The organism is Exiguobacterium sp. LL15 (assembly GCF_024436095.1).
GTDB classification, from domain to species: Bacteria; Bacillota; Bacilli; order Exiguobacteriales; family Exiguobacteriaceae; genus Exiguobacterium_A; species Exiguobacterium_A indicum.
On the sequence record NZ_JANFNX010000001.1, the window covers coordinates 1,054,634 to 1,081,222 of the forward strand.

Here is a 26,589-nt window from a genome sequence, read left to right on the forward strand (position 1 = left end):
TCTGTACAATGAAAAAGTATTTTGAAAAGGAGGTGAAGCACCATGAAAGGAAACGCATGGGCTTCAAAAGTTGGATTTATTTTAGCAGCAGCGGGATCTGCGATTGGTCTGGGGGCCATCTGGAAATTCCCGTACACGACTGGAACGAACGGAGGAGGCGCCTTTTTACTCTTGTTCCTCGTGTTTACTTTGCTACTTGGACTACCTGTTTTGATTGCCGAATTTTTAATCGGTCGTACGAGTGGAAAAACGGCACTTCAAGCGTTCTCGGCACTTGGTCATAAGAAGTTCACATTCATTGGTGTACTTGGTGTCATCGCCTGCTTCTTGTTGCTGTCTTTCTACAGCGTCATTGGCGGATGGGTCTTAATTTATACCATTCTTGGGTTTACTGGTCGTTTAACGACGATGGATAGTGGTTCACTTGGTGAACTGTTCGGAACGATTTCCGCCTCACCATTATATGTCATTTCAGGGCAATTGATTTTCCTTGCTTTGACATGTTGGATCGTCTTACGTGGTGTTCAATCCGGTATTGAAAAAATGAGTAAAATCATGATGCCATTATTATTCGTGTGTTTCATCATCCTTGTCGTTCGATCGTTGACTCTTGATGGTGCAATGGAAGGTGTTAAATTCTTCATACAGCCTGATTTTTCGGTCCTCAACCGAACTTCTGTCCTGAGTGCGCTTGGTCAAGCGTTCTTCTCCTTATCGCTCGGTGTATCAGCGATGTTGACGTATGCTTCCTACATGAAGGAACGTGGCGAGATTAATCGTTCCGCCGCATGGATCGTTGCGATGAATGTCGCCGTCTCATTATTAGCTGGATTCGCGATTTTCCCAGCTGTTTTTGCTTCGGGTCTTGATCCTGCAGAAGGACCGGCGTTACTCTTTATCGTATTGCCGACCGTTTTCAGTCAGATCCAGTTTGGATCGGTGTTCTTGACACTGTTCTTCCTTCTATTTGCTTTCGCATCGATCACTTCATCGATTGCTATGCTCGAGGTCGTTGTTGCTTCATTAACGGATCGTAAGGAAAATGCGACATCGCGTGATAAAAAGCGGACGACATGGCTTGCGACACTCGCAATCGCTATCGTCGGCATTCCGTCTGCACTTTCATTCGGAATCTTAGGTGATGCTCAATTCATGGGAAAAACGTTCTTTGATAGCGTCGATTTCCTTGTCTCGAATATTTTGATGCCAATCGGTGCATTATTGATTTCAATTTTTGCCGGTTATAAGTTAGACCGTGCACTTGTCGAGCAAGAATTGGTGACTAGTCCAATGATGAAGAAAATGGTTCCGATCTGGCGAGTTAGTGTCTGTTACTTGAGTCCAATCGCGATTCTCATTATTCTTGTCTGGCCATTGTTCGGATAACAAATCAAGTATTCTCCATAAGGTAGTCGATCAATACGGTCGACTACCTTATTTGTTGTGAGGTGATACTATGAAGGAAAGTAAGAATAGTTCATTCTTCGGTCGGATGTCATTCGTTAAAAAGTATGGTGAAATATAAATACATGAGGCATAACATTTCGCAAAAACGGGAAACTTTTTGTTAGACCGTACGTAATGTTAAAATAAAGATACGTAAACCTGATAGAAGAATCAGCAAGAAGGAAGAGGGGATGACATGAAGTCTTCATGGTGGATATTTGGTTCCATCGGTATGATGTTCGTATTTCTACAATTGGCCGATACGTTCAACTTCTCGGGAATCTTCATCGCTCTTGGTTTGTGGTTCATTTGGAGCGGTTATCGAACAAAACCAGGTCGACGATATCGGACAGAACGGAAATCGACCGAAATTAAGCGAAAAAATGTGAAAAAGAAATTACTACTTGATGACGAAGACGAGTTCGTCGGAAGTGTCATTTTAAAACCGGAACGGGCGACACGCCGATTTGAAGAGACGGATGATTTAGAACTTCAAGTATTGCAACGGACGATCGAAGAAGGATTCACAAAAATCCAGACGTACGATCAAATCGTTCCCTCTATTCGAGATAGTGAAATCAGAAGTGAGATGCGCATCGTCTCACGGGAAGCACATGTCTTGTTCGAGGAGTTATATGAAAGTCCACGCGACGTCAAAAAAGTTCGGGACTTCTTTACGTTCTATCTGGATTCCTTACTGTCGATTTCAGAAAAATATGCCGATTTGGAACGCCGTGGCGCTCAAGTTCAATTGGATACGAAAAATCAATTGATTTCGAACTTGAAAATGATCGGACAAAAATTAAAGCAACAACAAACCTTGTTGCTTGAAGGGGATACCGTTGATTTAGAACGGGAACTCTTAACGATTGAAAAGGTATTGACGCAAGAGACTGAACAACGAAAACAGGAGGAGAGTTACCGACATGACCCATTCTGATAAAGATACATGGCAACAATGGCCTGATGAGCAAGATCAACCGACGATTTCTGATCCGTCGGTCGACTTAAACGTAGCGGAGACACCGCCCAAAATGCCGGCTCGCCCTGTCGAAGAAATGATTCCTTCGGATGTTCCGGCAGAACAACGACAAAAGATTGAACGTTTACTGCAGGTGATCGATCTACAAAAAACGGATGCCGTCATGCAATTCGGGGCGCCCGTTCAGCGTGAACTATCCCAATTCTCTGATCAAGTCTTAAGTGAAGTGAAGATGAAGGACGGCGGGGAAGCAGGGAAATTACTGAGTGACTTAATGCAGCGTGTCCGCCAAATGGATCCAGATACGCTTCAAGAAAAAAAGAGCTTCTGGTCGAACGTGCCGGTCATCGGTCGGGCGAAGAAAAAAGCGGAAACGTATTTCTTGCAATACGAGAAAATGAGCGCTTATCTCGAAGAAGTCGTACACAATCTTGATCGATCAAAATTTGGATTGATGAAAGACATCACGTTACTCGATCAAATGTATCAAAAGAACAAGCGTTATTTTGAGGAATTAAACGTCTATATTGCAGCTGGCGAGACGAAAATCGCTCACGTTCGTCAACATGAAATCGAACCGTTACGAACGGAAGTCGAGGTATCGCGGGATCAAACGAAGTTACAGGAATTGAATGACTTGATTCAATTGACGGATCGTTTTGAAAAGAAAATCCATGATTTAAAATTATCCCGAACAATTAGCTTGCAGATGGCACCGCAAATTCGTGTCATTCAACAAAATAACCAAATTCTAGCGGAAAAAATTGAATCAGCAGTCGTCAATACGATTCCACTTTGGAAGAACCAAGTTGTCCTATCTTTGAGTCTGTCGCGTCAAAAAGCAGCACTTGAAATGCAGAAGGATGTCACCAATACGACGAACCAGTTACTTGAGCAAAATTCGAAGTTGCTGAAGGAATCGTCGATTGAAATTGCGGAAGAAAACGAAAAAGGCATCGTATCCGTCGAATCGTTAAAAGTGGCGCACCAAAACTTGATCGAGACACTGGATGAGACATTACGTATCCAACAAGAAGGAAAACAAAAGCGACGCGACGCAGAGCATGAACTAGAGCGAATGGAGAATGAATTGAAACAAAAAGTCATCGAAGTCGCCTCAAAAAGTAGAGAATTACCGAATCGACCATACTAAGGAACACGACATTTCGTGTTCCTTTCCTTCATGAAAGGAGAGTTTGAATGAATAATGAAGAGAAGCAGTTGAAATGGGATACGACATGGTTATTATTCGCACGGATGATGGCAGACCGTCATTCAAAATGTGCCTCAAAATCCGTTGCCTGTGTCATCGTTAAAGATGAAAAGCCAATTTCGATCGGAATAAACGGAACACCTAGTCAGCATGTGAATTGCAACGAAATTTACTTAAAGCAAGATGGTATTCTCTATACATCACGTCCTGACCACCCGATTGTTGAAGAATCGGTTGAACGAAACGGAACTCTCTTTTATCGGTGCGAAAATCAGGAAGAACACCATGAATGGTCGAAGCAACATGAGATTCATGCTGAAATCAACGCGCTCGGTAAGCTAGCAGCTGATTCGACGAGCGCGCGTCATGCAACAGCTTATGTCACACATAGTCCGTGTCATGCGTGTAGTTTAGCGCTCATCGCTTCTAAAATCGATCGTGTCGTTTATTCGACAGGGTATGAGTATGGGGACGGACTGAACCTGATGCGACAAAGTGGAATCGAAGTCATCCACTTGCCACTCGCAAACGAATATTTTCTTGAAAAAATTTAACGAAAAAGGGTTGTAAACGCTTCCATAGCATTGTATGATGAAATCAAGCATTGCCATGGTAATTATTCACTCTTCCATTCGGACTGATTTTCAATCGAAAATCGGTCCACTTTTTTTTTTAGAAAAGAATTGACAGGACTTGAATAGTTTGGCATGATGACTATAGAATATGACGAAGCGGAACGCCGCATTTTCATACAAAACCAATCAAGGAGCTGGAATGCCAGGTCGTTGAATGAAAAATCCTGACTCACATGAGTCAGGATTTTTTTATGGATGAACAAGTGTCGCTTCCTTGAGGCGTTTAGCACGGATTGCGCATTTTGTGGCGACCGCACCTGAGAGGATCGTCATGAATCGCTGACAGAGGATGTCTGGTTGCGATTGATGTAAAAACAGTTGATGTAATAGTCGGTTGAAGGCGGCGTCTAGCGAAGACAAGTGCCGTTTGATTGCAGTGGGAGACATATCTTGAATTTCCTCTGCTTGGTAGCCAGCATCACTTTGGAAAGCAGAGAGGATGAGAAGCTCTGTTTGCGCATCAGCCAACGTTAGCCCTTGTTCTTGGACATGATGACAAGCCTCACGCAATTCATGAATCAACAAATGTTCCAAAGCATACGACGTATGCATTTGATATGGATCGTACACCTGGACAGCTTGCCGAATTTGATCGCGTGTCACAATTTCGGATACCGTCCATTGATCGAGTGTGCCAACAGCTTCACTGTATAGTTGAGTAAGTGGTCGAATCATCGTTTCTCCTCCTTAAGCATAAATGGACTTCCAGTTTCATCATAATTCATTTAGAAAACGCTTACAATATCTGTTTATTAGTAGTCGTGATGAAATCGTGTCTGCTATGATATGAGTGAAGAAAAAGGAGTGAGATGACGTGATTCAATTATTCAAAGCACTTCCGGAAGTGACAATGCCTTCTTATGGAAATGATGCTTTTTCCATCCATCAATCGAATCAACCGATTGGACTTTCGATAGAGACGCTTGTTCCGGGTGAGCGAATCGAAGAAGTGTTACTCGTTGCCTCTGGTGAAATCCGTACTGGTCAAACCGGGAGAGAATGGTTACAGTTCACGTTCAATTCGCCCGCTGGATCTTGTAAGGGAAAACAGTGGATCAATCAAGGAACGGCAGAAGAAGCACTTCGTCCATATCTCGAAACACGAATCGTTCGGGTCGAGGCGAAGGTAGAGGAATATCCGCCGCAATCCGGAAACAAGTCATTGACCGTTCAGCGCGTCACTCCGATTCATGATGCCTCACCGACGCAGTTCTTGCCGCAATTACCGGCAGATGAATCCCTTGAAACGTATCGTGATCAGTTGTTTGGACTAATCGATCAACTTGATTCTCCTTACCAAGAAATCGCACTATCGATTCTGCGACAGTACTGGGCGGATTTTTCAACACGACCGGCTGCTCTGTTTCATCACCATGCCTATATCGGTGGGTTGCTGAAACATACTGCTTGTATGATGACGATTGGTCGAGGAATCTGTGATAGTGAACAACCATACTTGACGCTACTCAAATGTATTCAAGAAGCAGAAGCCGATCATAAAAATGAACTCTTCCAAGCAGCTGAACGAGAGATACGTCAATTTTCTTGGGATGACAGTTTTGATGCCCTCTATCAAGCGGCAAAAGGGATTGCTCTGTTAGATCAACGACCGAATCCGAATGAGTTGTTGCTCGGTATTTTATTGCACGACATCGGAAAGCTATGGGAGTATACGCATGCGGGTGCATCGACAGATCGTTTTTCAAGACTGTTGCACGTAACAGAGGAAGAGGAAGAACTGGCAGGTATTGCGCTTGATCCGGACGGTGTATTGATGGGTCATATGCCATATGGTTGTTTTGTTCTTGAACAAACACTTCGAGAAGAAGATATCCGATTACCGCGTGCTGTTTATCACCGTCTCATGCATATGGTATTATCACACCATGGTAAACGCGAGTGGGGATCAAGTGTTACGCCGCAAACGACAGATGCTTGGTATCTTCATGCGATTGATCTACTCGATGCACGAAAAGAAAAATGGCGTCAGCAACAAGGACGCTAAGGAGTGAAATCATGCAAGACAAAATACGTACGACTGTCATCACTGGTTTTTTAGGTGCCGGTAAAACTACGCTACTCAATCATCTCGTTTCTCAACCGACAGAAAAATTTGCCTTGCTCGTCAATGAAGTAGGTTCTGTTCATATTGATGAAGTATTGATTGAACGAAGTGACGAAGAGATGATCGAATTGACGAATGGCTGCATTTGTTGTTCGATTCGCGGCGATTTACGGGATGCGTTGCTACGGATCGCAAAACGCCGTCGAGATGGGGAGTTATCGTTTGATCGATTATTGATTGAGACGACAGGCGTTGCGGATCCAGGACCGATTCTACAGACATTCTACTTTGAGCCGGCTGTTGAACAGTCCTATCAGATTTCAAGTGTTGTCACAGTCATCGATGCGTACCACTTGGAACGTCAACTGACGTTCCAAGAAAATGTGAAACAAATCGGCTTTGCTGACGTCCTGATCTTGAATAAAATGGATTTGATTGACGTATCAAAGCGCGAAACGTTGTCCGCTTTACTGCGCGAACGAAATCCTTCTGCAGCTATCATTGAAACGGAACAGGCTCAACTTGAATCGGACCGACTGTTTGAAACGTTCCATTTTCCAAAAGAAGAGCAAGTACGACTCAGTCAACAAACGGATCAGATTCATCAGTCGGTTGAGGATTTCACGGCATTGACGATTGTCGAGGAACGACCCTTGAACCGAAATCGATTCGGAATGGTCCTACGTGAGGTGTTAGAAGCGTATGCGGAAGATCTCTATCGCTATAAAGGAATCATTCATTTTGCAGATACGGATCGAAAGGTCATTTTACAAGGTACTGGCATGATTTACGGCACAGCAATCAGAGAACCATTTAGCGAACAACCAAAGACGACGCTCGTCTTCATTGGGAAAGGGCTAGATGAACAAGCGATACGAAAAGGAATCGAGGCGGCAATTGAACATGGTTGAACTTTATTTTGACGGTACGGTCCGTCCTTCAAATGATGAAGCGGCGGTTGGGCTTTTCAGTAAAAATTCCGAGGGAGAAGTCACGGAAAAAATGTATCAAATTCAAGCGATCAATAATCATGAAGCAGAATTTATTGCTTTTGCGAAAGCCGTCGATTGGGCGCACGAACTGATTGCACAAGGCGAGAGCGTCATTTCGTTTCGGACGGATTCAGAAGCGGTTGCACTCGCAGTCGAACGCGAATTCGTCAAGAACAAACGAACACAGACGATCTTTGATCCTGCCTTTGCGCGTTATCAACTCTTACCACTCGCTTTCGTGAAGTGGATTCCACGGTCGGAGAACAAAGCAGATCGTGTCGCACGAGAAGCGTTACGATTATACGAAGCATGATTGACGACAAACACCCCTATCCTCACGGTAGGGGTGTTTGTTCATGTTCGATGCGCTCGATCAGAATTTGGTCGACGCGTCGTCCGTCTAAATCAACGACTTCAAACCGGTACGGTCCAATTTCGACAGTACTTCCACGGGAGGGTACATCACCTAACGTATATAGAATCAAACCAGCAACCGTATGATAGGCGTTCAACTGTTCACCGGGTAAGACTTCTGTATAACCGAGCGTCCGCTTTAAATCATCAATGTGCAATAGACCATCCGCGAGGAAGGAGCCATCCTTTCGCATGACGAGTTCCGGTTCTTCCTCGACGCTTGAAATTTCGCCAACGAATGCTTCGAGGATGTCGAATAAGGTGATCATGCCGAGGAAACCACCGTATTCATCAAGAACAAAGGCGATGGATACCGTCTCTTTGCGCATCCGTTCAAGCAAGACGGTTGCTTTTAATTGACGGGGAACGATCAGTGGTGATTGAATCAGTCGTTCAAGTTCTTGAACAGGTCGTTCCGTTGATAGCACCTCTTTCGCATCGATGAAACCGACAAAGTGATCCAAGTCACCATGACCAACCGGTAAGTTTCGATGTCGTGCTTGCCGGAGCTCTTGTAAGATCGTGTCGGAGTCATCCGCTAAGTCAATCCATTCGGTAACGGTACGCGGCTCCATCAGTTCGTACGCGTACAAATCATGAAAATCAAACACACGAGAGACTTGCTCCGCTTCTGATCGATTGAAGGTTCCCTCTTGCGTACCACGAATCAGTAATTGCCGGACTTCGTCTTCCGTCTCGTCTTCTGTTTGCAGGCGATCCAGACCAATCAAACGGAAGATGGAACTCGTCGACTTACTTAGAACCCAAATGAATGGTCGAAGCACAATCGAGAAAAAACGCATCGGTGGAGCAAGCCACATCGTGACCCGTTCTGGACTGACAAGGGCGACACGCTTAGGAACGAGTTCACCGATGACGAGAGAAATATAGGTGATGATCGTTACGACGAGAATATAGCCGATCGTACTGGCATAAGGGGCGAGCCACGCGAATTGAGCAAGCCACTTGATGACCGGTCCTGAGAGAGCGGCACCACCAAAGGCACCATTGACGATGCCGATTAACGTGATGCCGACTTGAACAGTCGATAACAGATCGGTTGGTCGATCAAGTAACTCTAACGCAACATGGGCTGACTTTTTGCCATCATTCGCTGCTTTCTCTAATTTGGACCGTTTTGAGGAAAGCAAAGCGAGTTCAGTCATCGCAAAAATACCGTTTGCTAGAATCAAAAGCAGTACAATCGTTAAGTTAATCAACCACATGAAATCTTCACTCCTTTTTTCGATAATAAACTATTCCCGAAAACTGTCTCTCTCATTCCCATTCTGTCTACTTTTGCGTTAAACTAAAAGAGAAATAATCAAAAGGGGGAATTTGTTTATGGAATACCGTGTAGAACGTGACACGATGGGGGAAATTCGTGTACCAGAAGCGCAGGAATGGGGCGCACAAACACAACGTAGTCTAGAAAACTTTAAGATCGGAACGGAAAAAATGCCGATTGAAGTTATTCGTGCCTTTGCAGTCCTGAAAAAAGGAGCGGCGCTTGCGAACCGCGACTTAGGCGTGCTTGAGGCAGAAAAAGCGGGTGTCATCGCTGAAGTATGTGACGAGATCATCGCGGGGAAATTCGATGATGAGTTTCCGCTTGTCGTTTGGCAAACGGGTTCAGGTACACAGTCGAATATGAACGTCAATGAAGTGATCGCTCGGGTCGCGACACGCAAGTTAAAAGAACAAGGCAGTGAGACGACGATTCATCCGAATGATGACGTCAACAAATCACAAAGTTCAAATGATACATATCCGACAGCGATGCATTTAGCGGCGAAGACAGTCTTGCTGGAATCACTATTCCCAGCAATCGATGCGTTGCATGCGACACTTGACGAAAAAGCGAACGCGTTTGCGGATATCGTCAAGATTGGACGGACACACTTGCAAGATGCTACACCGATCACACTCGGTCAAGAAATCAGCGGTTGGGTCCGGATGCTTGCACTTTCGAAGCAGATGATCGAACGGACGCTTGATCCGTTAACAGAATTAGCAATCGGAGGTACGGCTGTTGGAACGGGTATCAACGCACATCCTGAGTTCGGTGATTTGGCTGCGCAAAAGATGAGCGAGGAGACGGGATATGAATTCACGAGCGCAGAAAACAAATTCCACGCCCTAACGAGCCACGATCAACTCGTCTTTACACATGGAGCGGTCAAAGCGTTAGCGATGGACGCGATGAAGATCGCAAACGACGTTCGCTGGCTCGCGTCAGGTCCACGAGCAGGAATCGGCGAAATCACGATTCCAGAAAATGAGCCGGGAAGCTCAATCATGCCGGGGAAAGTCAATCCGACTCAAAGTGAAGCGTTGACGATGGTCGCAGCGCAAGTCCTTGGAAACGATGCGACGATTGGTTTTGCTGCAAGTCAAGGAAACTTCGAACTAAACGTCTTCAAGCCGGTCATCATGTATAACTTCATACAATCGGTTCGTTTACTGACAGATGCCTTGCATTCGTTCAATGACCACTGCGCAATCGGAATCGAACCAGAACAGTCCGTCATCGCTGAGAACGTCGAACGTTCGTTGATGCTTGTCACTGCACTCAACCCGCATATCGGATATGAGAATGCGGCGAAAATTGCAAAGGCAGCGCATCAGTCAGGTTCGACATTAAAAGAAGCAGCACTTGCGACTGGTTTATTAACAGAAGAACAATATGATCAATGGATCGTACCAGCAGATATGGTCCGTCCGAACTTAAAAGCGTGAGTTGAAAAAGCGGGGGATTTCCCTCGCTTTCTCTTTATCCGAGGATTGTTCTTCGGATGTATAGAAAGAGAGGGGATTGGATGGAACGAAGTCGAAAACGAATAGAAAAACAACTGCAACAGACGATCATCATGGTCGAGACGTTACTTCGGATGCCGGCCGTGCCACGAACAGAACTACTCGCATTGGCAAGCTGGCTTGAAGGACTCGGGAGAGAGGAACTGTTTAAAGGACTTGCCGATCAAGTGAGTCGGGAAAAAGCGACGTGGGAACAAATGAATGCGGTCATCACGCAGCCAATCGTTAAAGAATTACTGCAGCCAATCGTCGATCAGTTGTCGGACCGTTCACGCGCCAACCGGATTCGAAAAGAATTGGTCGTCACTGTGACAAGACGTTTTCTTGAGAATATCAAATGGAAAAAATCGCTCGAACAGGAGCGCTATATGTCACGATTCTTCAGTTCGGTGGAAGACACGTTGTCGATATCACATGATATTGCTATGGATGCCGTCATTATCGACCATTCATCTATCGTGGAATCATTGGAGTTGTTCCAAAAACTGATCAAACAAATGGAGTCAGCATTCGTTCCCGTCATCATCGTAGGTCCAAACCGGTCTGATATTCGTCAAGTCAGCTATGAGATGGGAGCCGATGACTACTGGGATGAGACAGTGACGAATGAAGAACGACATGTTCGTCTAGCGAGACTATTACGAAAATTAAGGGTCGTATCTTCGACGATCTTGGTCGATGAACTGACGGGAGCTTATAACCGGAAATACCTCCAAAATGCCTTTGATCGTCGCGTAGCACGTCTCGAACGTGAACAGCGGACATTTGGGTTAGCGATTTTTGATATCGATCATTTTAAGAGGATCAATGATTTACATGGACATCCAACGGGGGATTTGGTCCTCTCCGAACTAGCTACCATCGTTCAACAAGCCGCTCGTCTCGATGATGAATTCATTCGTTTCGGTGGTGAGGAATTCATCTTATTGTTTTCAGCAGAAACAGTACCGCAAGCCGTTGCGAGTATGAATAAAATTCGCGAGCGTGTCGAGCGCCATATTTTTGCGAACGGATTAAAAGTAACGGTTTCGATTGGTCTCTCCTTTGCTTTTGATCTCCTCACATCCCTGGCGCAAGCAACAGCAGAGGCAGATGAAGCTCTGTATCAAGCGAAACGTAATGGTCGTAATCAAGTGGTGTCCTATTCGACAGCGATATCGATCGAAAAAATACCAGTCTATATCCGTGTCGAGGAAGGATTCCTTAAACAGGTACATACGCTTGATATGCCGGGTCATCCGAAATACCATATTGAGGTGATTCCGCTAGATGATCAACGGACGTCGCCAATACAATTGGCGATTCTTTCACTCGATCAGTTAGCAAGCGAGAACTTTGTACGATTAGAGGAGTGGAGACAACAACGGGAATCGATCATTGATGCTTTGGTCGTGACGGATCAAGAAGACGATCGTTTAGCCAATGCGCTATCATGCGGTGCGACAGACTATATCATGACCTCACAGATCGATTCTGATATGGAGGAATGGATTGCTGAATGGATCATGCAAATTCCTTAAAAAAACAGCCACATTCGTCCATCATACGGAGCAATGTGGCTGTTTTTTAGTTACTGATCATATCGACGAATGATGAACGGATAATCGTTTCCCTCGACCGCATCATAATGTGTTTCGGAAGTAATCTGAAATGAAGATGGGATTTCGGGATAATGTACATCTCCAGAAAGAACCGTATCAATTTCAGTGACATACAGGCGGCGAGCAAGAGGAAGCGTTTGAGCAAACAACTCTCCACCACCAATCAAAAAGACTTCTTCTTCTGAATCGACGTATGGTTGCAAAGCAGATAGATCATGCCATACCGTTACACCTTCGGCTGCAAACGTCTGATCGCGCGTAATGACGATGTTCTCTCGACCGGGCAACGGTCGTCCGATGGATTCGAACGTCTTTCGTCCCATGATGATAGGTTTGCCAATCGTCGTACGCTTGAAGTGAGCTAAATCAGCTGGAAGGTGCCAAGGCATCGCATTGTCACGACCGATGACATGATTTTTTGTAAACGCTACGATATGTGTGATCATACGGCTACCACACCTTTAATGTGCGGATCAGGATCATAGCCTTCAATGATGATGTCTTCGAAGCGGAAGTCTTCAATACGATCGACTGTTCGAGCGAAGCGCAGCGTCGGTAATTTTTTCGGGGTACGCGTCAACTGAAGATTAACTTGTTCAATATGATTTGAATAGATATGAGCGTCACCGAGCGTATGAACGAAGTCACCAACCTCAAGTCCACACACATGAGCAATCATATGTGTCAGTAACGCATAAGATGCAATATTAAATGGTACGCCTAGGAAAACATCAGCTGAACGTTGATACAATTGGCATGATAGTTTTCCGTCAGCGACATAAAATTGGAACAAGAGATGACAAGGTGGTAAAGCCATCTCATCGACTTGTCCAGGATTCCAAGCACTGACGATCAAACGACGAGAATCCGGATTCGTCTTAATCTGTTCAATGACTTGTGCTAGCTGATCGACCGTCGTGCCATCTGGACGTGGAAAAGAGCGCCATTGTGCCCCGTAAACAGGACCTAGATCTCCGTTCTCATCGGCCCATTCGTTCCAAATCCGCACACCATTTTCCTGTAGATAACGAATATTCGTATCACCCGAGATGAACCAAATCAACTCATGGATGATCGACTTCATATGTAACTTTTTCGTCGTAATGAGAGGAAAACCATCTTGAAGGGAGAAGCGCATTTGGTGACCAAACACGCTGAGTGTTCCCGTTCCCGTCCGGTCTTCCTTTTTTGTTCCGTGTTCCAAAATGTGTTCGCAAAGTGCATGATATTGTTCCATCGGATGACATCTCCTTTTCGAAAAATCCAAATTTCATTGTACCATAAATTAAGATTTTGAGGATGTCGGTAAATGTCTTGCGAATAGATAACGGAATAAGCCAAAGAGCGGAATCACGTCTTGCCACTCTAGTGATTGTGCATTCCGAACACGAATGCGCCGGAGCAGATAGACTTGCAGAATGTAGAATAATAACAAATCGACGGTCATCGTTCGAACGAATTGATTGGTCTCAAAGTAGATGCGGAATATACTCCAATCAGACCGAGCAAGAGCAATCCAAAGCAATAATGTCGTCACGACGCTAAGTAAGGCGACGACGGTAGGAATCCACCCGCGACGACGAAAAGGAAGAAACGTTTTCCTTGGAATAGCGAGGGCGACATAAGGCATCAACACGAAGGCACCTAAGAAGAACGATCCAATACTTGCGACGAGCGGTCCGGGGCGCATGAATCGTTTCTCATCTAGAAATAGTAAAAAGAAAGCGAACGGATAAATGCCGAGTAAGGCAAATAAACTTAACGCGGATGTATCAAATTGACTTTGGTCGAAACGTAAAAACGACATCAAGAAACCTTCTGGAAAGACACGATTATTTCCAAATAATAAGATGAAGACAATAGCAATCGCCCAGACAAGGAAGAGCAAATATCGACGATACATTTGTCCACACTCCTTTCTCATACCTTTCTTTCCCATCATCTTGGATGTAGTAAACACTTGTATTTCATATTTCATGATATCAAATATGTTAAGGTTCTTGCTTGAGCACCTCTCATGGACATGTTAAGATGACGTTGTGATAATTGAAAGCGCTTTTACAAATTGATGCAATCGTTTGCTCAATATGTAGCACGTTACGTACATAAAAGAGGAGAGTGTTGAGGATGGAACGTAAATGGTGGCATGATAGTGTCGTTTATCAAATTTACCCACGTAGTTATAATGATTCGAATGGGGATGGAATCGGTGACTTGAACGGAATCATCGAAAAGTTGGATTATTTGAAGACACTTGGTATCGACGTCATTTGGCTAAGTCCTGTCTATGATTCACCGAATGACGATAATGGCTATGATATCCGTGATTATGAAGCCATCATGAAGGAATTCGGGACGATGGATGATTTTGATCGTCTTCTAGATGAGGCACATGCACGAGATATCAAAATCGTCATGGACCTCGTCATCAATCATTCGTCAGATGAACATCAGTGGTTCGCGGAGTCGCGTCAAAGCAAGGACAATCCATATCGGGATTATTATATGTGGCGCCCGGCAAATTCAGACGGTTCGCTACCAAACAACTGGGGATCGATTTTCTCTGGACCTGCCTGGGAATATGATGAAACAACGAATGAGTATTACTTACACTTATTCTCGAAGAAGCAGCCTGACTTGAACTGGGAAAATGAGCAGATGCGTCATGATGTGTACGGGATGATTCGTCGGTGGTTGGATCGAGGGATTGATGGTTTCCGAATGGATGTCATCAACTTGATTTCGAAGACACCTGGCTTACCAGATGCGACGGTCCATCCAGGAGCACTGTATGGAGATGGTGGAGAACATTATATCAACGGACCGCGTGTCCATGAGTTTTTACACGAGATGAACGAAGCCTCCTTCGGTAAATACGATGTCCTGACAGTCGGTGAGATGCCAGGAGCGACGACGGATGATGCCATTCTTTACACGGATCCGGCACGTAAAGAGGTCAACATGGTCTTTACGTTCGAACATATGGATCTCGATTCAGGTCCGAATGGGAAATGGGACGTCATTCCGTTTGATTTACTTAAACTCAAGCAAAACTTCACCAAATGGCAGACGGCCTTACATGAGACGGGCTGGAACTCGCTCTATTGGAACAACCACGATCAACCCCGTGTCGTTAGTCGATTCGGAAATGACACGACGTACCGCGTCGAGTCAGCTAAAATGCTTGCTACATTATTGCATTTGTTAAAAGGGACGCCATATATCTATCAAGGCGAGGAAATCGGTATGACGAACGTCGCTTTTGAAGACATTGCAGACTATGAAGATATCGAAATTCGGAACATGTGGAAAGAACGTACGGAACAAGGAGCATCACCGGCTGAACTACTACGTTCCATCCATGTCAAAGGACGTGACAATGCGCGGACACCGATGCAGTGGGATGCGTCGGAGAACGCTGGTTTCTCAACGGGAACACCATGGTTGAAGGTCAATCCGAACTATCCGGAAATCAACGTCGAACAGGCGCTTGCAGATGAGCAATCCATCTTTTATTACTATCAACAGTTGATTCGTCTACGACATGACCATGAGCTCGTCGTCTATGGTCGCTATCAACTCTTACTCGAAGATCATCCAGAAGTTTACGCCTACTCACGAACGCTTGAAGGGGAGACATGGTATGTCTACTGTTCGTTTGCGGATCATGATGTGAATATTCCGTCTACGCATGATACGTCAGATCGGGTCATCGGAAACTATGAAGAGTCCGTCATTACCGACGAACTCACACTTCGACCTTATGAGGCAGTCGTCTTCCGTACGTTTGAAGGTTGATTCATCTAGCCATAAAACAGAGGGCTGACTCAAAAAAAGAATGACGCGTCTTTTCACGCCCCTTTCTCAGGCGAGACACTAAGCCCGCTTTCCTACTTCATTCAAGCAGGAAAGCGGGTCTTGTTTGTCTCTGAAGCGCATAAATGCGCTGTTTCCTATAGAAGTTGCGTGTGACGCGTCATTTTTTACGAGAAAAGGGTGGCAGATCATCATTCTGCCACCCTTTCTTTATAAATTATCGCTCCAATTGAGCGACTTGTTTAACCTGAGCGATGATTGTATCACGATCAGTCGTTGATGGATTGAGGCGGATGCCATACAGTCTTTCGGGACCCACTGGCTTCTCGTGCAATAACTGACCTTCGATGCACAAAGGTTCTTGACCCTCGATCAATGAGAACTCAACCACGATTTTCATTGATTTGAGGAGTGGAAGTTTTAGTTCTGTGCTGATTGCTAGTCCGTTCGGTGAGATATTATGAATTTTCATCAGCCCTTTAGGAGTACGCTGGTCATTTTTCAATAAATGAAATTCACCTGTTATTGGTTTTTTCAGCGTATATCGAAAGGGTTCATTCCGTTTAATTTTCATGTAGGCACCTCCACTCCCATTATCCGACAATTTCGTCAAGTCTTCTAGTTTTTTTTAGGTCATGCAGCAGCGTCTGTCGATTGTTTCGTTGGGTGGATACGTTTTGCTAAATACATGAATGGTGTCGCGAACCAAGCGACGACGAATTTCGCAAGATACGTCGTAATGAAGATTTGCCACCAGATGGAGAAGGGCATATCGTGAAAGGCAATCGCACAAAACGTCAACGTATCAAGCAATTGACTTAATACGGTTGACCCTGTCGTCCGTAACCAAAGCTTACGTTCGCCTGTCTTCTGACGGATCTTTGAATAGATAAAGACATCGAATAGTTGCGAGACGAGATAAGCGGCAAGACTACCAACAGCAATCCATGGTAAGAGTCCAAACAATAAATGCAAGGAATCGGATGTTTCGAGTGCAGCCTTATCAGCAAGTGGTGTATACAAGAGACTGAACTGCATGAGGACGGTCGTCGTGATCAGGGAGAAGAACCCCATATAGACGCCTTTACGAGCGATCTGTTTTCCGTATTTTTCATTGAGGATATCTGTCGCTAGATAACAACTGCCATACACGACGTTCCCTAACGTGAAGACGAAACCAAAAATATCGACGGTTTGTGTGACTTGGATGTTTGCAATGATTGTTGCGATGGCAATCCACATCAACAATCCTGTCTTACCAAATAAATAATAACTGAAAATCAATAATCCCATCGTTAAAAAAATGGAAGGGATCCATAACCATTCGTTCATGAGATGTACTCCTTTCTGTTCATACAGATGAAAATTGTACGCTGAAATTCATCAACTGTCAAAGGTGACGAAGCGATGAGGGGCATTAAAAAAAGACCATGAGTTTCATGGTCTTTCGGATGGTCTTTAGCCCATTCGTTGCAGAGAGTACCGACGACGTCTTCCTTTGACGTAATAGTTCTCTGTCGACGTAAAATCATTCGCTTCCAAAATGCGTTTTGCAAACGAAGCGTGTGGTGATTGTTCAAGGACACGCGCGCGTACTTCGTGACGATCTAGTACCCCAGAATACGTCAATGCTTCAGCAACTGCTTGAGTAGCTAGACCCCGACGCGTATAGGGATCAAACACCATGAAGTCGAGTTGGAAGTAGTGACCCATTTTTAAGAGCAGAACCCGCCCCATGATCGTATCCGCTTCAACGATATCAAAGTAATAATCTTCAGGATAGCTGTGCTCGACGGAATCAAAAGCCCGCTCTTCTCCAAGCTCATGGTCATACCCTTTGATTTCTTGCGGAGTCAGTCCATATGCTTGCTCGCCATACTTCAAGAAATGATCGTACTCAGCTTGATCGACATGACGTAATGTTCGACGTCTCAATTCCATCACAAAATCCTCCCTCATCCCAATTGATGCTTCGTTTACATTATAGCGATACCCTCCGTGCAATTGCAAAAATTAACTAAAGCCGATGCGTAGTGACAAATATAAAAAAAGTCATTCTGTAATCATCTTGTGATTGTTTTAATTCCCGTGGAATATGGTAAAGTAATGATGTAGACAACTGCATACTGGAAGGGGCTGGAAAACGTGTTCACAGAACGTGACGGAATCAAATTGCGTCTAGAGCAAATCGAACGATTGTATTCGGACTTGAATCGTGAAGCGAAACAATTGACGGAACGCTTACGCCAATTAGATGAACAAGGGGATGAAGTTCAACATGATCTTTCCCTTAATAAAGAAGACCGCGATCATTTGAAGTCAAGCATCGATGAAACGCTTCAGGCACTCATGAAGCGGACGACGGTCGATGCAAAAGTCGAACAGGAAAAGCAAGAAGACCTAATTTCGAAAAAAGCATTGATTGAAGATATCGAAGGATTATTGAAGAAAAAGAAATAAGCTAGCTCCGGCTAGCTTATTTTTTTATGGAGGAACGCATTATGAAACCAACCATTGGACTGACGACATGTCTTCGTCCGACTGACGACGTGCATCATCGTGTGAAGCAGTTGTTAGCGGATGAGACGATACATTTTATCTATGTCGTGCGTCAGAAAAAAAGCATAGAACACTTGCAACAGGAGACAGGATTACCGGTGCTTGTCGTCGATAAACAACGGCTTGATTTATATCCACTAGGTGAGACCACATCGTTCTTTTTCCATCCTTCAAGTGCGGTGTTTCGCATCAAACAAATTGATGCAGGAGGAGGCGATCCTCTCGTTACAATCGGACGCTTATCGGAAGGGATGCGTGTGCTTGACTGCACACTTGGTCTTGGAGCAGATGCCATTGTCATGAGTCATTCCATCGGAGAGCGGGGGCGGATCATCGGGTTAGAAAGCCGGGTTGAGACAGCATTTGTCGTCAAGAATGGATTAAAACGGTGGGAAGAATCTTACGAACCGATCAATCAAGCGATGCGACGAATCGAAGTGAAAGTCAAACACCATTTAGCCTTTTTGAAAGAATGTCCGGATAACTCCTTTGATGTCATCTACTTTGATCCTATGTTCGAACAGACCGTCGAAGAATCGACGCATCTCGACGCTTTACGAACGCTTGCGAACTATGAAGCTTTATCTGTGGAAGCGATGGTGGAGGCGAAGCGTGTGGCACGTCAGCGTATCGTTTTAAAAGCACATTATGAGAGCCCCTTGTTTGAACGGTTTGGGTTCGAACGAACAAAGCGTAAAACGTCGAAGTTGCATTATGGCGTGATTGAACTGTAGATCAAAAAAAGACCTCTGCCAATCATACGGCAGAGGTCTTACTCGTTATTCGCTGATTATTGAACAGCGTCTTTTAATTCGTCTTCCATCTCTTCAAACGTTTCCTGAACGGCATTGACTGGTTGTTTCGTCATCAAGCTGACAACGACCGTAAAGATCAAGCTTGTGAAGAATCCAGGTACCATTTCGTAAAGCGTCGTACTAAGTCCGAGTTGAACCCAGATGATGACAGTCAAGGCACCTGAGATGATACCAGCCAGTGCACCTTGTTTCGTCATCCGTTTCCAGTAGAGAGAAAGCAAGATGATCGGACCAAAGGCAGAACCGAATCCAGCCCATGCATAACCGACAAGTGCAAGAATCGTCGCTGACGGATTCCAAGCGAGTACACTTGCAACGATTGCTACGAGAAGCACAGAGATTCGACCAGTAAAGACGAGTTGTTTATCCGTTGCATCCTTTTTCAAGAACGTTTTATAAAAATCTTCTGTCAACGCACTCGAAGTAACGAGCAACTGTGATGAAATCGTCGACATGATTGCTGCAAGAATCGCAGCCATCAAGAACCCAGTGATATAAGGGTGGAACAGTACGTCAGAGAAGCGGATAAAGACCGTTTCCGGGTCGCCAAGTCCGTTCCCTTGACCTTCGAAATAGGCGATTCCGACGAGTCCTGTCATCATCGCACCAAGAATCGAGATGAACATCCATCCGATCCCGATACGACGGGCGCTTTTTAAATCCTTGACTGAGCGAATCGCCATGAAACGGACGATGATGTGTGGTTGACCGAAGTAACCAAGTCCCCAGGCAAGGAATCCGATGATTCCAAGAACTGTTGTTCCTTTAAGTGGATCAAACAACGAAGGGTCTAATTTTTCAGCGTAGTTGTATGCACCATCGACTCCGCCGACGTCTGTCAATGCGACGACAGGAACAAGCACGAGTGCGATGAACATGATACAGCCCTGGACGAAGTCGGTCCAACTAACTGCGAGAAAACCGCCAAATAACGTGTAGGCGATTACGACCGCAATCGTCAAGAGCATACCATAGTGGTAATCAAATCCGAATGAGCTGACAAATAATTTTCCACCTGAGACGATTCCAGCTGATGTGTAGAACGTGAAGAAGATGATGATGACGAGTGCTGATACAGTACGAAGCACACGTGATTTGTCTTCAAAACGATTCTCTAAGAAATCAGGGATCGTAATCGAGTCGTTCGCCATTTCCGTATAAAGTCGAAAACGTGGTGCGAGTACTAAATAGTTTACGTAACATCCAATCAATAATCCGAGTGCGAGCCAGAGTGCTGAAACACCTGTCGCGTACATGGCGCCGGGAAGTCCCATGAGCATCCATCCACTCATATCCGATGCACCAGCAGAGAGTGCTGTGACACCTGGACCGAGATCGCGTCCGCCTAACATGTAATCTTCTGTATTCGTCGTTCGCTTGTAGGCAAAATAACCGATTGCCAACATGAGAACAAGATACAGGATGATTGAAATCCATTCTTGCGTCATAAAGTTAAATCCTCCAAATGCAATAGTTTTTTTCAGCGATCAAGCATGTATTGACTCATTCGCCAAATGATATGTTCCCCACCTTACAGGGGATAAAACGACTTTGCAAGTCACGTCAAATTCATGAAAAGTACCGCTACGCCTAGTGCCTTAAGGGATTGGGACGGTTTTAGTCCCTGTTGAAGTTCTACTAGTTCGAATGTTCAGAATAATTAAATGAAAAATAAATGACCCTAATAAATTAGGATCATTCGTGTCATGTTAATGGGTCCAAAACTGTTGGTATGCGGAGCTTAAACGGTCTAATGCCTGATCTAATTGTGCACGAGGACACCCGATATTTAACCGTTCAAATGTTTCTCCGCCAGATCCGAACGAAGAACCATGTGTTAGAGCGATTTTTGCCTCCTTGACGAGCCAATCTGCTCGTGTTTTACTATCCAGTTTGAGTGCTTTGAAGTCGATCCACAACAAGAAAGTTGCTTCTGGAATGACAACGTCTAATTTTGGCATCTCTTGGCGAATCCGACGGATGGCATGGTCACGATTTCCTTCTAAATACACAAGTAATTGTGACAGCCATTGTTCACTCATAGCATCACCATACGCTGCTGAAATCGCAGTCGAAGCCAATGCATTCGGGTGAACGAAATGACGTTGTTGGACACGTTCGATTTGTTGACGAATCGAGATGTCAGGTACGATTAGATAAGACGCATAGAGACCCGGAATATTGAACGTTTTGGATGGGGCACTCACTAAAATGAGTTTTTCATAATCCAAACCGAGAATGGGCGTGTGCACGGAACCTGTATAGACGAGGTCCGCATGAATCTCATCGGATACAAGATAAACATCATGTTGCTTCGCGAGTTCGACGATTTGTTGTAATTCTTCTCTCGGATAGACTTTACCGCTTGGATTATGCGGGCTACAAAGAATCATCATACGTGCTGTTCGCATTTGCCGTTCGAGAAGTGAAAAGTCAGTCTGGTACGTCTCACCGTCTAAAAGAAGCGGATTTTCAATGAGTTGTCGTTGATTAGACTGAATGATTTGATGAAATGGAGGATAGACCGGTGTCTGGATGATGATTTCATCACTCGGTTCCGTCAGTGCGAGGACAGTATGTGCAAGTCCTGGAACAACACCACTTGAGTAGAGAATGGAATCAGTAGTGATTGTGACGTCATATCGCTTTTGAAACCATTGTTGAATTGCTCGTTTGGCTTCGTCTTCAAACATCGAGTAACCGAAATGACCTGTAGCAGCACGTCTAGTCAATCGTTCTGTCAAATTGTGGGGTGGACGGACGTCCATGTCGGCGACCCACATTGGAATCAGCTCATCTGATCCATATAGCGAAGGGAGCCCGTCCCACTTGACGGATCCTGTATTTCGTTTCTCGATCGTTTCATCAAAATTGATTTGTTCCATCAGACTTCACTCCTGTTCTTCAATAGTTGAATGACTCCATTTCACCATAGCGGATAGAGAGAGAGTGGGGCAAGTCGAAAAAATAAAGGTTTAACATTTATACGATCAGGCAATTACTAAACTCGAACCTACCATAATGAAACGGAGTGATGATCATGTTGCATTCTAAAGTAGTCGTCGGGCGATCGCCTGAGGAATTAGAGGAAAGACTTAATGAATTTTTTGAAAATAATGGGGTCGGATCAAACGCCATCATTACATTAAAATTTTCAACATTCGTTGCGTCTAAAGCGGATGAACATTATTCAGTTTTAGTCGTCTATGATAACTCGCTAACGAAAACTACACTGTAAATGAGTGACAAGAAGTTGAGCTGAAAAGCATCGACTTCTTGTTTTGTCTTTTTCTATAAGTTATACTAGAATTAGGTTTTACAAGCTTCCGTAGGTTAATGGCAGACCTCAGCAATGGTAATGCTGCAGTGCGAGTTCGATTCTCGCCGGAAGCATAGACACGTCTTCCGTCTCAAGTGATATATACTTGAAACGGAAGACTTTTTTCATGAGTTCGATATTTTTGATTTGAGGAGTGACCTCTATGCATCCAGTCATTCATTCTGTTGGTGATAAAATCAAACAAGAACGAAAAAAACAAGGAATGACACAAAAAGCACTTTGTGAAGGAATTTGTAGTCAGGCTGAAATCAGTAAAATCGAAAATGGTCGAAATTCCCCAACGATTGATTTGTTACAGCAGATTTGTCGAAGACTACGCATCCCGATTTCATTGTTTTTTGAAGATGAAATCGTCTCACAAAAATTAAATGAAATAGACCAACGAATGATTCGGCATTTGCGTGAAAAAACGTACTCAGATATGGCAAAAGACTTAGCAAAATATGAGAACGTCAATAATGCGGTTGAAACTCAAATTTTAATTCGCTACCATCAAGAATTACTAGACTATGAAAGAGGAAATATTGATTTTCGGACATGTATCGCCTCTTTATTACAAGTTGTCAGACAGGAACAGATCAAAGACAAATCATTTCTTCTTTATACACGAATTCAGATGGTAATTGCTGTTCTGTATACGAACCACGAAGAATATAGTCGTGCCCATCAAATCTATAAAGAACTATTAGACTTACCTTATCAAACAAGAGAATATAAAAAAATTCGAATGAAGATCATGTATAATTTCATACGTAATTTAGTAGAGTTTGAACGATTCGAAGAAGGGTTGCAGGAAGTTGAGAAGGTCATCGAAGAGACAAAACAATTGCAGGATTTAACGTATCTCGGACAGTTTTATTTTCAAAAAGGAATCTTATTAGAGGCGTTAAAAGCATCTGAATCAGAAACAAAAGAAGCGTATACGACCGCTTATTCTTTTTTCATTGCTACTCAGAATCACTCTTATCTAAAAATCCTTGAAACCTATTTTTCTGATCACCTCTTATTTCCGATTAATGAAAGTGAGTGAACAAAAAATGATAGATTTACCAACTTCATCGATTGGTAAAAAAATTAAGATGTTACGATTAGAAAAACGGATGACTCAAAAGGAACTGTGTGAGGATATTTGTAGTCAAGCTGAGATTAGTAAAATCGAGAATGGAAGAAACATTCCAACAATTGATTTATTACAACAAGTTTCTAGAAAACTACGAATACCCATTTCTTTATTTTTTGCGGATGAACAGGTCTCGCAAAAGTTGAACGAAATTGACCAAAAAATGTTACGGCATTTTAGAGAAAAAACGTATGGGGAAATGTCAGCAGAGTTAGTTCAATATTCTAACTCTACAACCATATTTGAAATTAGAATTTTTATTCATTATTATCAAGTCCTGCTTGAATATGAAAGAGGAAATATTGATTTTCGTTCATGCATTACATCCTTACTTCAATTAGTTGCGCAAAAGAAAATCATGGAACAGTCGTCTCTTCTTTATATTCGAATTCAAATGGCAATTGCTGTTCTCTATACGAATAATAAGGAATATGCGCATTCTCACCAAATTTATGAAGATTTATTAAAAATGCCATATCAGACCTGTGAATATAAAAAAATTAAAATGAAAATCATGTACAATTATTTAAGAAATTTGTATAGACTAAAGCGATTTGAAGAAGGATTGCAAGAAGTTGAACAAGTAATTGAAGAGACAAAAAGACTACAAGATTTAACATATCTTGGTCACTTTTATTATCAAAAAGGTTTCTTTTTAGAATCATTACATGCTGCAAATAATGATATTAGAGAGGCATATACCATTGCCTATTCCTTTTTTATTGCAACAAATAATCATGCTTACCAAAAAATTCTTGAAGTGCATTTAGCAGAACTATTGCTATTCCCAATAGATGAAAGTGAGTGAAAAATGATGAAGATGAATTCACTAACTTCATCGATTGGTACAAAAATAAAACAGTTGCGTATTGAAAAGCAGATGACACAAAACGAACTGTGTAATGGTATTTGTAGCCAAGCTGAGATTAGTAAAATTGAAAATGGTTTGAATTCACCCACTGTAGATTTAATGAAGCAAATTGCCACTCGATTAAAAGTTCCAATTGCACTTTTATTCGAAGAACTTCAAGAAAACGAAGAAATGGAACGCTTTGATCAGACTGTTTCAGCGCTACTTCGAGATGAAAAGTATGAGCAAATCAAGAGATACATTTCTAAGCACAATAATAATGAAAATATTGAGTTAGTCATATTAAATGCATATTTTCGAATCATCGTCGACTTGAAACAGGATCAGTATGATTTTAGGACCGCGACTTTCCTATTAAATAACCTTCTAATTGAACGGGATGTTCAAAACGAATCAATCACTTTGTTCATTCGAATCAAAACCGCGATTGCCAATTTATATGCTGAACATAAGCTATTCCATTTAACGACGAATTCTTATTTGGATATCGAAATTTTGTTAGAGAGTCTTAATAGCTCATTATATGTCACCTCTTTAATCAAAATTTATTTTAATCATGCCCAAATCCTTTTGTATCAAGATCTGTTTGAAGAATCAAAAATATATATTCAAAAAGGAATTGAATTATGTTTACTTCATCAGCAAACTTTTCTTTTAGGGCATTTGTATTTTCAATTAGGTAACTATCAAGAAGCGGTAGGAATAGATTCATTTCAAAAAACATATACAGTTGCGTATACATTGTTGCATGCATTAGAGCTTAAATCGACTAAACAAAAAGTTGTTGATCTAAAAGAGGAACACTTATTATTTACTTTTGAGTAGACTTAAAAGTAATCCTATATAGGCGCTTGTCCCAATGCGAAATCTTATACTATATCTTGTTTTTTAGAGTGCATAAAATTCGCTATCTTCTTTATCTGTTAAGAAAAACTTTTCGGAATCATAAACTGATTTCTCCGTATACTTAATCAAATAATAAACACGCTGTTAAGTGAAAATGAAACTACAAGAAAGGAGCAGAAATTTTGGAAATCGAAGCATTTGGTCAACATATTAAACAACTACGTGTCGAAAGAAATTTAACGCAAACAGAATTAGCAAGAGATGTATGTAGCCAAGCGGAATTGAGTAAAATCGAAAATGGAAAAATCATGCCGACGATAGATATTGTTCAACGGTTATCCCAAAAGCTCCATACTTCAACGGCTCATCTCTTCATTGATGCGAATGAGACCAGTCTATTTCATCAATTTGATAGACAATTGTCTGACTTTTCTAGACGACATCGTTATGATGACATGCTTGATTTCATTAAACAAACACCAAATGATTTACCTTCTTCTGTTCAATTATTAATTCGTTATTTTGAGTGGGTAGCTCGTGAGGGTAAAAAAGATATTGACTACCGTACTTGTATTTCTCAATTACTTTACTTATCAGATCAAGAACAAATGGAAATCGAATACCCATCTATTTTCTTAAGAATTAAAATGTCTGTCGCAAACTATTATTATTTAAATCACCAATATCAATATGCGCGAAAAATATATGAAGAATTATTAGAGTATGATTATATGACATATGATTTGATAAAACTAAAATCTAAAATTATGTATAACTATGCGCAGCAACTGTACTTTCAATCAGATTTTGAAATGGGACTGAAGATAACGGAAAAAGGCATTCAATCATCTTTAGAAAGAAAAGATACGTCATTGTTAGGTCATTTTTTTTATCAACGAGGTTGTTTTTATGAAAAGTTAGATTATCCACGTAAGGACATTCAAGAAGCATTTACTCACGCGTATACCATATTTCACGCGTTAGACAATAGAAATCACGCTGAACTAGTATTAAATGGTAAACGTGATTTTTTATACTTTGAACTTTAAAATAGATG

26 protein-coding genes and 1 tRNA gene are annotated in these 26,589 nt (G+C 42.8%); 17 read left to right on the forward strand and 10 right to left on the reverse strand.

Going from position 1 to position 26,589, the window contains the following annotated elements; translation table 11 throughout:
• Nucleotides 1-42: 42 nt before the first annotated feature.
• From NOM72_RS05200 to NOM72_RS05215, 4 genes are all read left to right on the forward strand, one after another.
• Nucleotides 43-1,386, forward strand: a complete 1,344-nt coding sequence (locus tag NOM72_RS05200) for a sodium-dependent transporter (RefSeq protein ID WP_133207474.1) — start codon at nucleotides 43-45, stop codon at nucleotides 1,384-1,386.
• Nucleotides 1,387-1,642: 256 nt separating this feature from the next.
• Nucleotides 1,643-2,386 carry a 5-bromo-4-chloroindolyl phosphate hydrolysis family protein gene (locus NOM72_RS05205; RefSeq protein WP_023468595.1) on the forward strand — a complete coding sequence of 248 codons (744 nt, stop codon included), beginning with the start codon at nucleotides 1,643-1,645 and terminating at the stop codon, nucleotides 2,384-2,386.
• A complete protein-coding gene (locus NOM72_RS05210) occupies nucleotides 2,373-3,581 on the forward strand; it encodes a toxic anion resistance protein (protein ID WP_023468594.1) in 1,209 nt (402 codons plus the stop codon). Before NOM72_RS05205 ends, NOM72_RS05210 begins: the two co-directional genes overlap by 14 nt.
• Nucleotides 3,582-3,628: 47 nt before the next feature.
• Nucleotides 3,629-4,195: a deoxycytidylate deaminase gene (locus tag NOM72_RS05215; RefSeq protein ID WP_023468593.1), complete on the forward strand. Its 567-nt coding sequence runs from the start codon at nucleotides 3,629-3,631 to the stop codon at nucleotides 4,193-4,195.
• 270 nt (nucleotides 4,196-4,465) lie between these two features.
• On the opposite strand, the gene NOM72_RS05220 is transcribed toward NOM72_RS05215, so the two are convergent.
• Complete coding sequence (locus NOM72_RS05220; RefSeq protein WP_023468592.1) at nucleotides 4,466-4,951, reverse strand: hypothetical protein; 486 nt, start codon at nucleotides 4,949-4,951, stop codon at nucleotides 4,466-4,468.
• Between the two features lie 139 nt (nucleotides 4,952-5,090).
• Here NOM72_RS05220 and NOM72_RS16170 point away from each other — a divergent pair, with 139 nt between their 5' ends.
• From NOM72_RS16170 to NOM72_RS05235, 3 genes are read left to right on the forward strand one after another with little or no spacing between them, the layout of a single operon-like run.
• Complete coding sequence (locus NOM72_RS16170) at nucleotides 5,091-6,281, forward strand: HD domain-containing protein (protein ID WP_255998012.1); 1,191 nt, start codon at nucleotides 5,091-5,093, stop codon at nucleotides 6,279-6,281.
• Between the two features lie 11 nt (nucleotides 6,282-6,292).
• Nucleotides 6,293-7,252, forward strand: coding sequence for a CobW family GTP-binding protein (locus NOM72_RS05230; protein WP_255998014.1), 960 nt, complete (start codon nucleotides 6,293-6,295; stop codon nucleotides 7,250-7,252).
• Nucleotides 7,245-7,646: a reverse transcriptase-like protein gene (locus NOM72_RS05235; protein WP_023468589.1), complete on the forward strand. Its 402-nt coding sequence runs from the start codon at nucleotides 7,245-7,247 to the stop codon at nucleotides 7,644-7,646. Before NOM72_RS05230 ends, NOM72_RS05235 begins: the two co-directional genes overlap by 8 nt.
• Nucleotides 7,647-7,668: 22 nt before the next feature.
• On the opposite strand, the gene NOM72_RS05240 is transcribed toward NOM72_RS05235, so the two are convergent.
• Nucleotides 7,669-8,973, reverse strand: coding sequence for a hemolysin family protein (locus NOM72_RS05240; protein ID WP_255998016.1), 1,305 nt, complete (start codon nucleotides 8,971-8,973; stop codon nucleotides 7,669-7,671).
• Between the two features lie 118 nt (nucleotides 8,974-9,091).
• Between NOM72_RS05240 and fumC the strand changes: the two genes are divergently transcribed.
• Both fumC and NOM72_RS05250 read left to right on the forward strand, forming a co-directional pair.
• Entirely contained in the window at nucleotides 9,092-10,486 is a 1,395-nt protein-coding gene (gene fumC, locus NOM72_RS05245) for a class II fumarate hydratase (RefSeq protein WP_050677406.1), read from the forward strand.
• 80 nt (nucleotides 10,487-10,566) lie between these two features.
• Complete coding sequence (locus NOM72_RS05250; RefSeq protein WP_255998019.1) at nucleotides 10,567-12,084, forward strand: diguanylate cyclase; 1,518 nt, start codon at nucleotides 10,567-10,569, stop codon at nucleotides 12,082-12,084.
• 50 nt (nucleotides 12,085-12,134) lie between these two features.
• Here the strand turns inward: NOM72_RS05250 and NOM72_RS05255 are convergent, their stop codons facing one another.
• Genes NOM72_RS05255 through NOM72_RS05265 form a run of 3 tightly spaced genes read right to left on the reverse strand, consistent with a single transcriptional unit; the run spans nucleotide 12,135 to nucleotide 14,068 of the window.
• Entirely contained in the window at nucleotides 12,135-12,611 is a 477-nt protein-coding gene (locus NOM72_RS05255) for a dihydrofolate reductase (protein ID WP_035396944.1), read from the reverse strand.
• Nucleotides 12,608-13,402, reverse strand: a complete 795-nt coding sequence (locus tag NOM72_RS05260) for a thymidylate synthase (protein WP_055968468.1) — start codon at nucleotides 13,400-13,402, stop codon at nucleotides 12,608-12,610. Before NOM72_RS05260 ends, NOM72_RS05255 begins: the two co-directional genes overlap by 4 nt.
• A gap of 48 nt (nucleotides 13,403-13,450) precedes the next feature.
• A complete protein-coding gene (locus NOM72_RS05265) occupies nucleotides 13,451-14,068 on the reverse strand; it encodes a hypothetical protein (RefSeq protein ID WP_023468584.1) in 618 nt (205 codons plus the stop codon).
• Between the two features lie 224 nt (nucleotides 14,069-14,292).
• Between NOM72_RS05265 and NOM72_RS05270 the strand changes: the two genes are divergently transcribed.
• On the forward strand, nucleotides 14,293-15,963 hold the full coding sequence (locus NOM72_RS05270) for a glycoside hydrolase family 13 protein (protein WP_255998021.1): 1,671 nt from the start codon (nucleotides 14,293-14,295) through the stop codon (nucleotides 15,961-15,963).
• Between the two features lie 235 nt (nucleotides 15,964-16,198).
• Here the strand turns inward: NOM72_RS05270 and NOM72_RS05275 are convergent, their stop codons facing one another.
• The 3 genes from NOM72_RS05275 to NOM72_RS05285 all read right to left on the reverse strand — a co-directional run bounded on the left by NOM72_RS05275 (nucleotide 16,199) and on the right by NOM72_RS05285 (nucleotide 17,922).
• Nucleotides 16,199-16,555: a PilZ domain-containing protein gene (locus NOM72_RS05275; protein WP_023468582.1), complete on the reverse strand. Its 357-nt coding sequence runs from the start codon at nucleotides 16,553-16,555 to the stop codon at nucleotides 16,199-16,201.
• 59 nt (nucleotides 16,556-16,614) lie between these two features.
• Entirely contained in the window at nucleotides 16,615-17,313 is a 699-nt protein-coding gene (locus NOM72_RS05280) for a queuosine precursor transporter (protein WP_255998023.1), read from the reverse strand.
• A gap of 126 nt (nucleotides 17,314-17,439) precedes the next feature.
• Nucleotides 17,440-17,922: a GNAT family N-acetyltransferase gene (locus NOM72_RS05285; RefSeq protein WP_023468580.1), complete on the reverse strand. Its 483-nt coding sequence runs from the start codon at nucleotides 17,920-17,922 to the stop codon at nucleotides 17,440-17,442.
• Between the two features lie 204 nt (nucleotides 17,923-18,126).
• Between NOM72_RS05285 and NOM72_RS05290 the strand changes: the two genes are divergently transcribed.
• Both NOM72_RS05290 and NOM72_RS05295 read left to right on the forward strand, forming a co-directional pair.
• Entirely contained in the window at nucleotides 18,127-18,441 is a 315-nt protein-coding gene (locus NOM72_RS05290) for a hypothetical protein (RefSeq protein WP_023468579.1), read from the forward strand.
• Nucleotides 18,442-18,482: 41 nt separating this feature from the next.
• The gene (locus tag NOM72_RS05295; protein ID WP_023468578.1) at nucleotides 18,483-19,274 is read left to right on the forward strand and encodes a class I SAM-dependent methyltransferase; all 792 of its coding nucleotides are present in this window, start codon (nucleotides 18,483-18,485) and stop codon (nucleotides 19,272-19,274) included.
• Between the two features lie 56 nt (nucleotides 19,275-19,330).
• Here NOM72_RS05295 and putP read toward each other — a convergent pair whose 3' ends face one another.
• Entirely contained in the window at nucleotides 19,331-20,803 is a 1,473-nt protein-coding gene (gene putP, locus NOM72_RS05300; protein WP_023468577.1) for a sodium/proline symporter PutP, read from the reverse strand.
• 261 nt (nucleotides 20,804-21,064) lie between these two features.
• The gene (locus tag NOM72_RS05305; protein WP_023468576.1) at nucleotides 21,065-22,240 is read right to left on the reverse strand and encodes a MalY/PatB family protein; all 1,176 of its coding nucleotides are present in this window, start codon (nucleotides 22,238-22,240) and stop codon (nucleotides 21,065-21,067) included.
• Between the two features lie 437 nt (nucleotides 22,241-22,677).
• On the opposite strand from NOM72_RS05305, the gene NOM72_RS05310 reads away from it, so the two are divergent.
• The 5 genes from NOM72_RS05310 to NOM72_RS05330 all read left to right on the forward strand — a co-directional run bounded on the left by NOM72_RS05310 (nucleotide 22,678) and on the right by NOM72_RS05330 (nucleotide 26,581).
• Nucleotides 22,678-22,748, forward strand: a tRNA-Thr gene (locus tag NOM72_RS05310).
• 89 nt (nucleotides 22,749-22,837) lie between these two features.
• On the forward strand, nucleotides 22,838-23,725 hold the full coding sequence (locus NOM72_RS05315) for a helix-turn-helix domain-containing protein (RefSeq protein WP_023468574.1): 888 nt from the start codon (nucleotides 22,838-22,840) through the stop codon (nucleotides 23,723-23,725).
• Between the two features lie 7 nt (nucleotides 23,726-23,732).
• Entirely contained in the window at nucleotides 23,733-24,623 is an 891-nt protein-coding gene (locus NOM72_RS05320; RefSeq protein ID WP_255998026.1) for a helix-turn-helix domain-containing protein, read from the forward strand.
• Nucleotides 24,624-24,635: 12 nt separating this feature from the next.
• Entirely contained in the window at nucleotides 24,636-25,511 is an 876-nt protein-coding gene (locus tag NOM72_RS05325) for a helix-turn-helix domain-containing protein (protein WP_158408700.1), read from the forward strand.
• A gap of 203 nt (nucleotides 25,512-25,714) precedes the next feature.
• The gene (locus NOM72_RS05330) at nucleotides 25,715-26,581 is read left to right on the forward strand and encodes a helix-turn-helix domain-containing protein (RefSeq protein ID WP_023468571.1); all 867 of its coding nucleotides are present in this window, start codon (nucleotides 25,715-25,717) and stop codon (nucleotides 26,579-26,581) included.
• The last annotated feature ends 8 nt before the right edge of the window (nucleotides 26,582-26,589 follow it).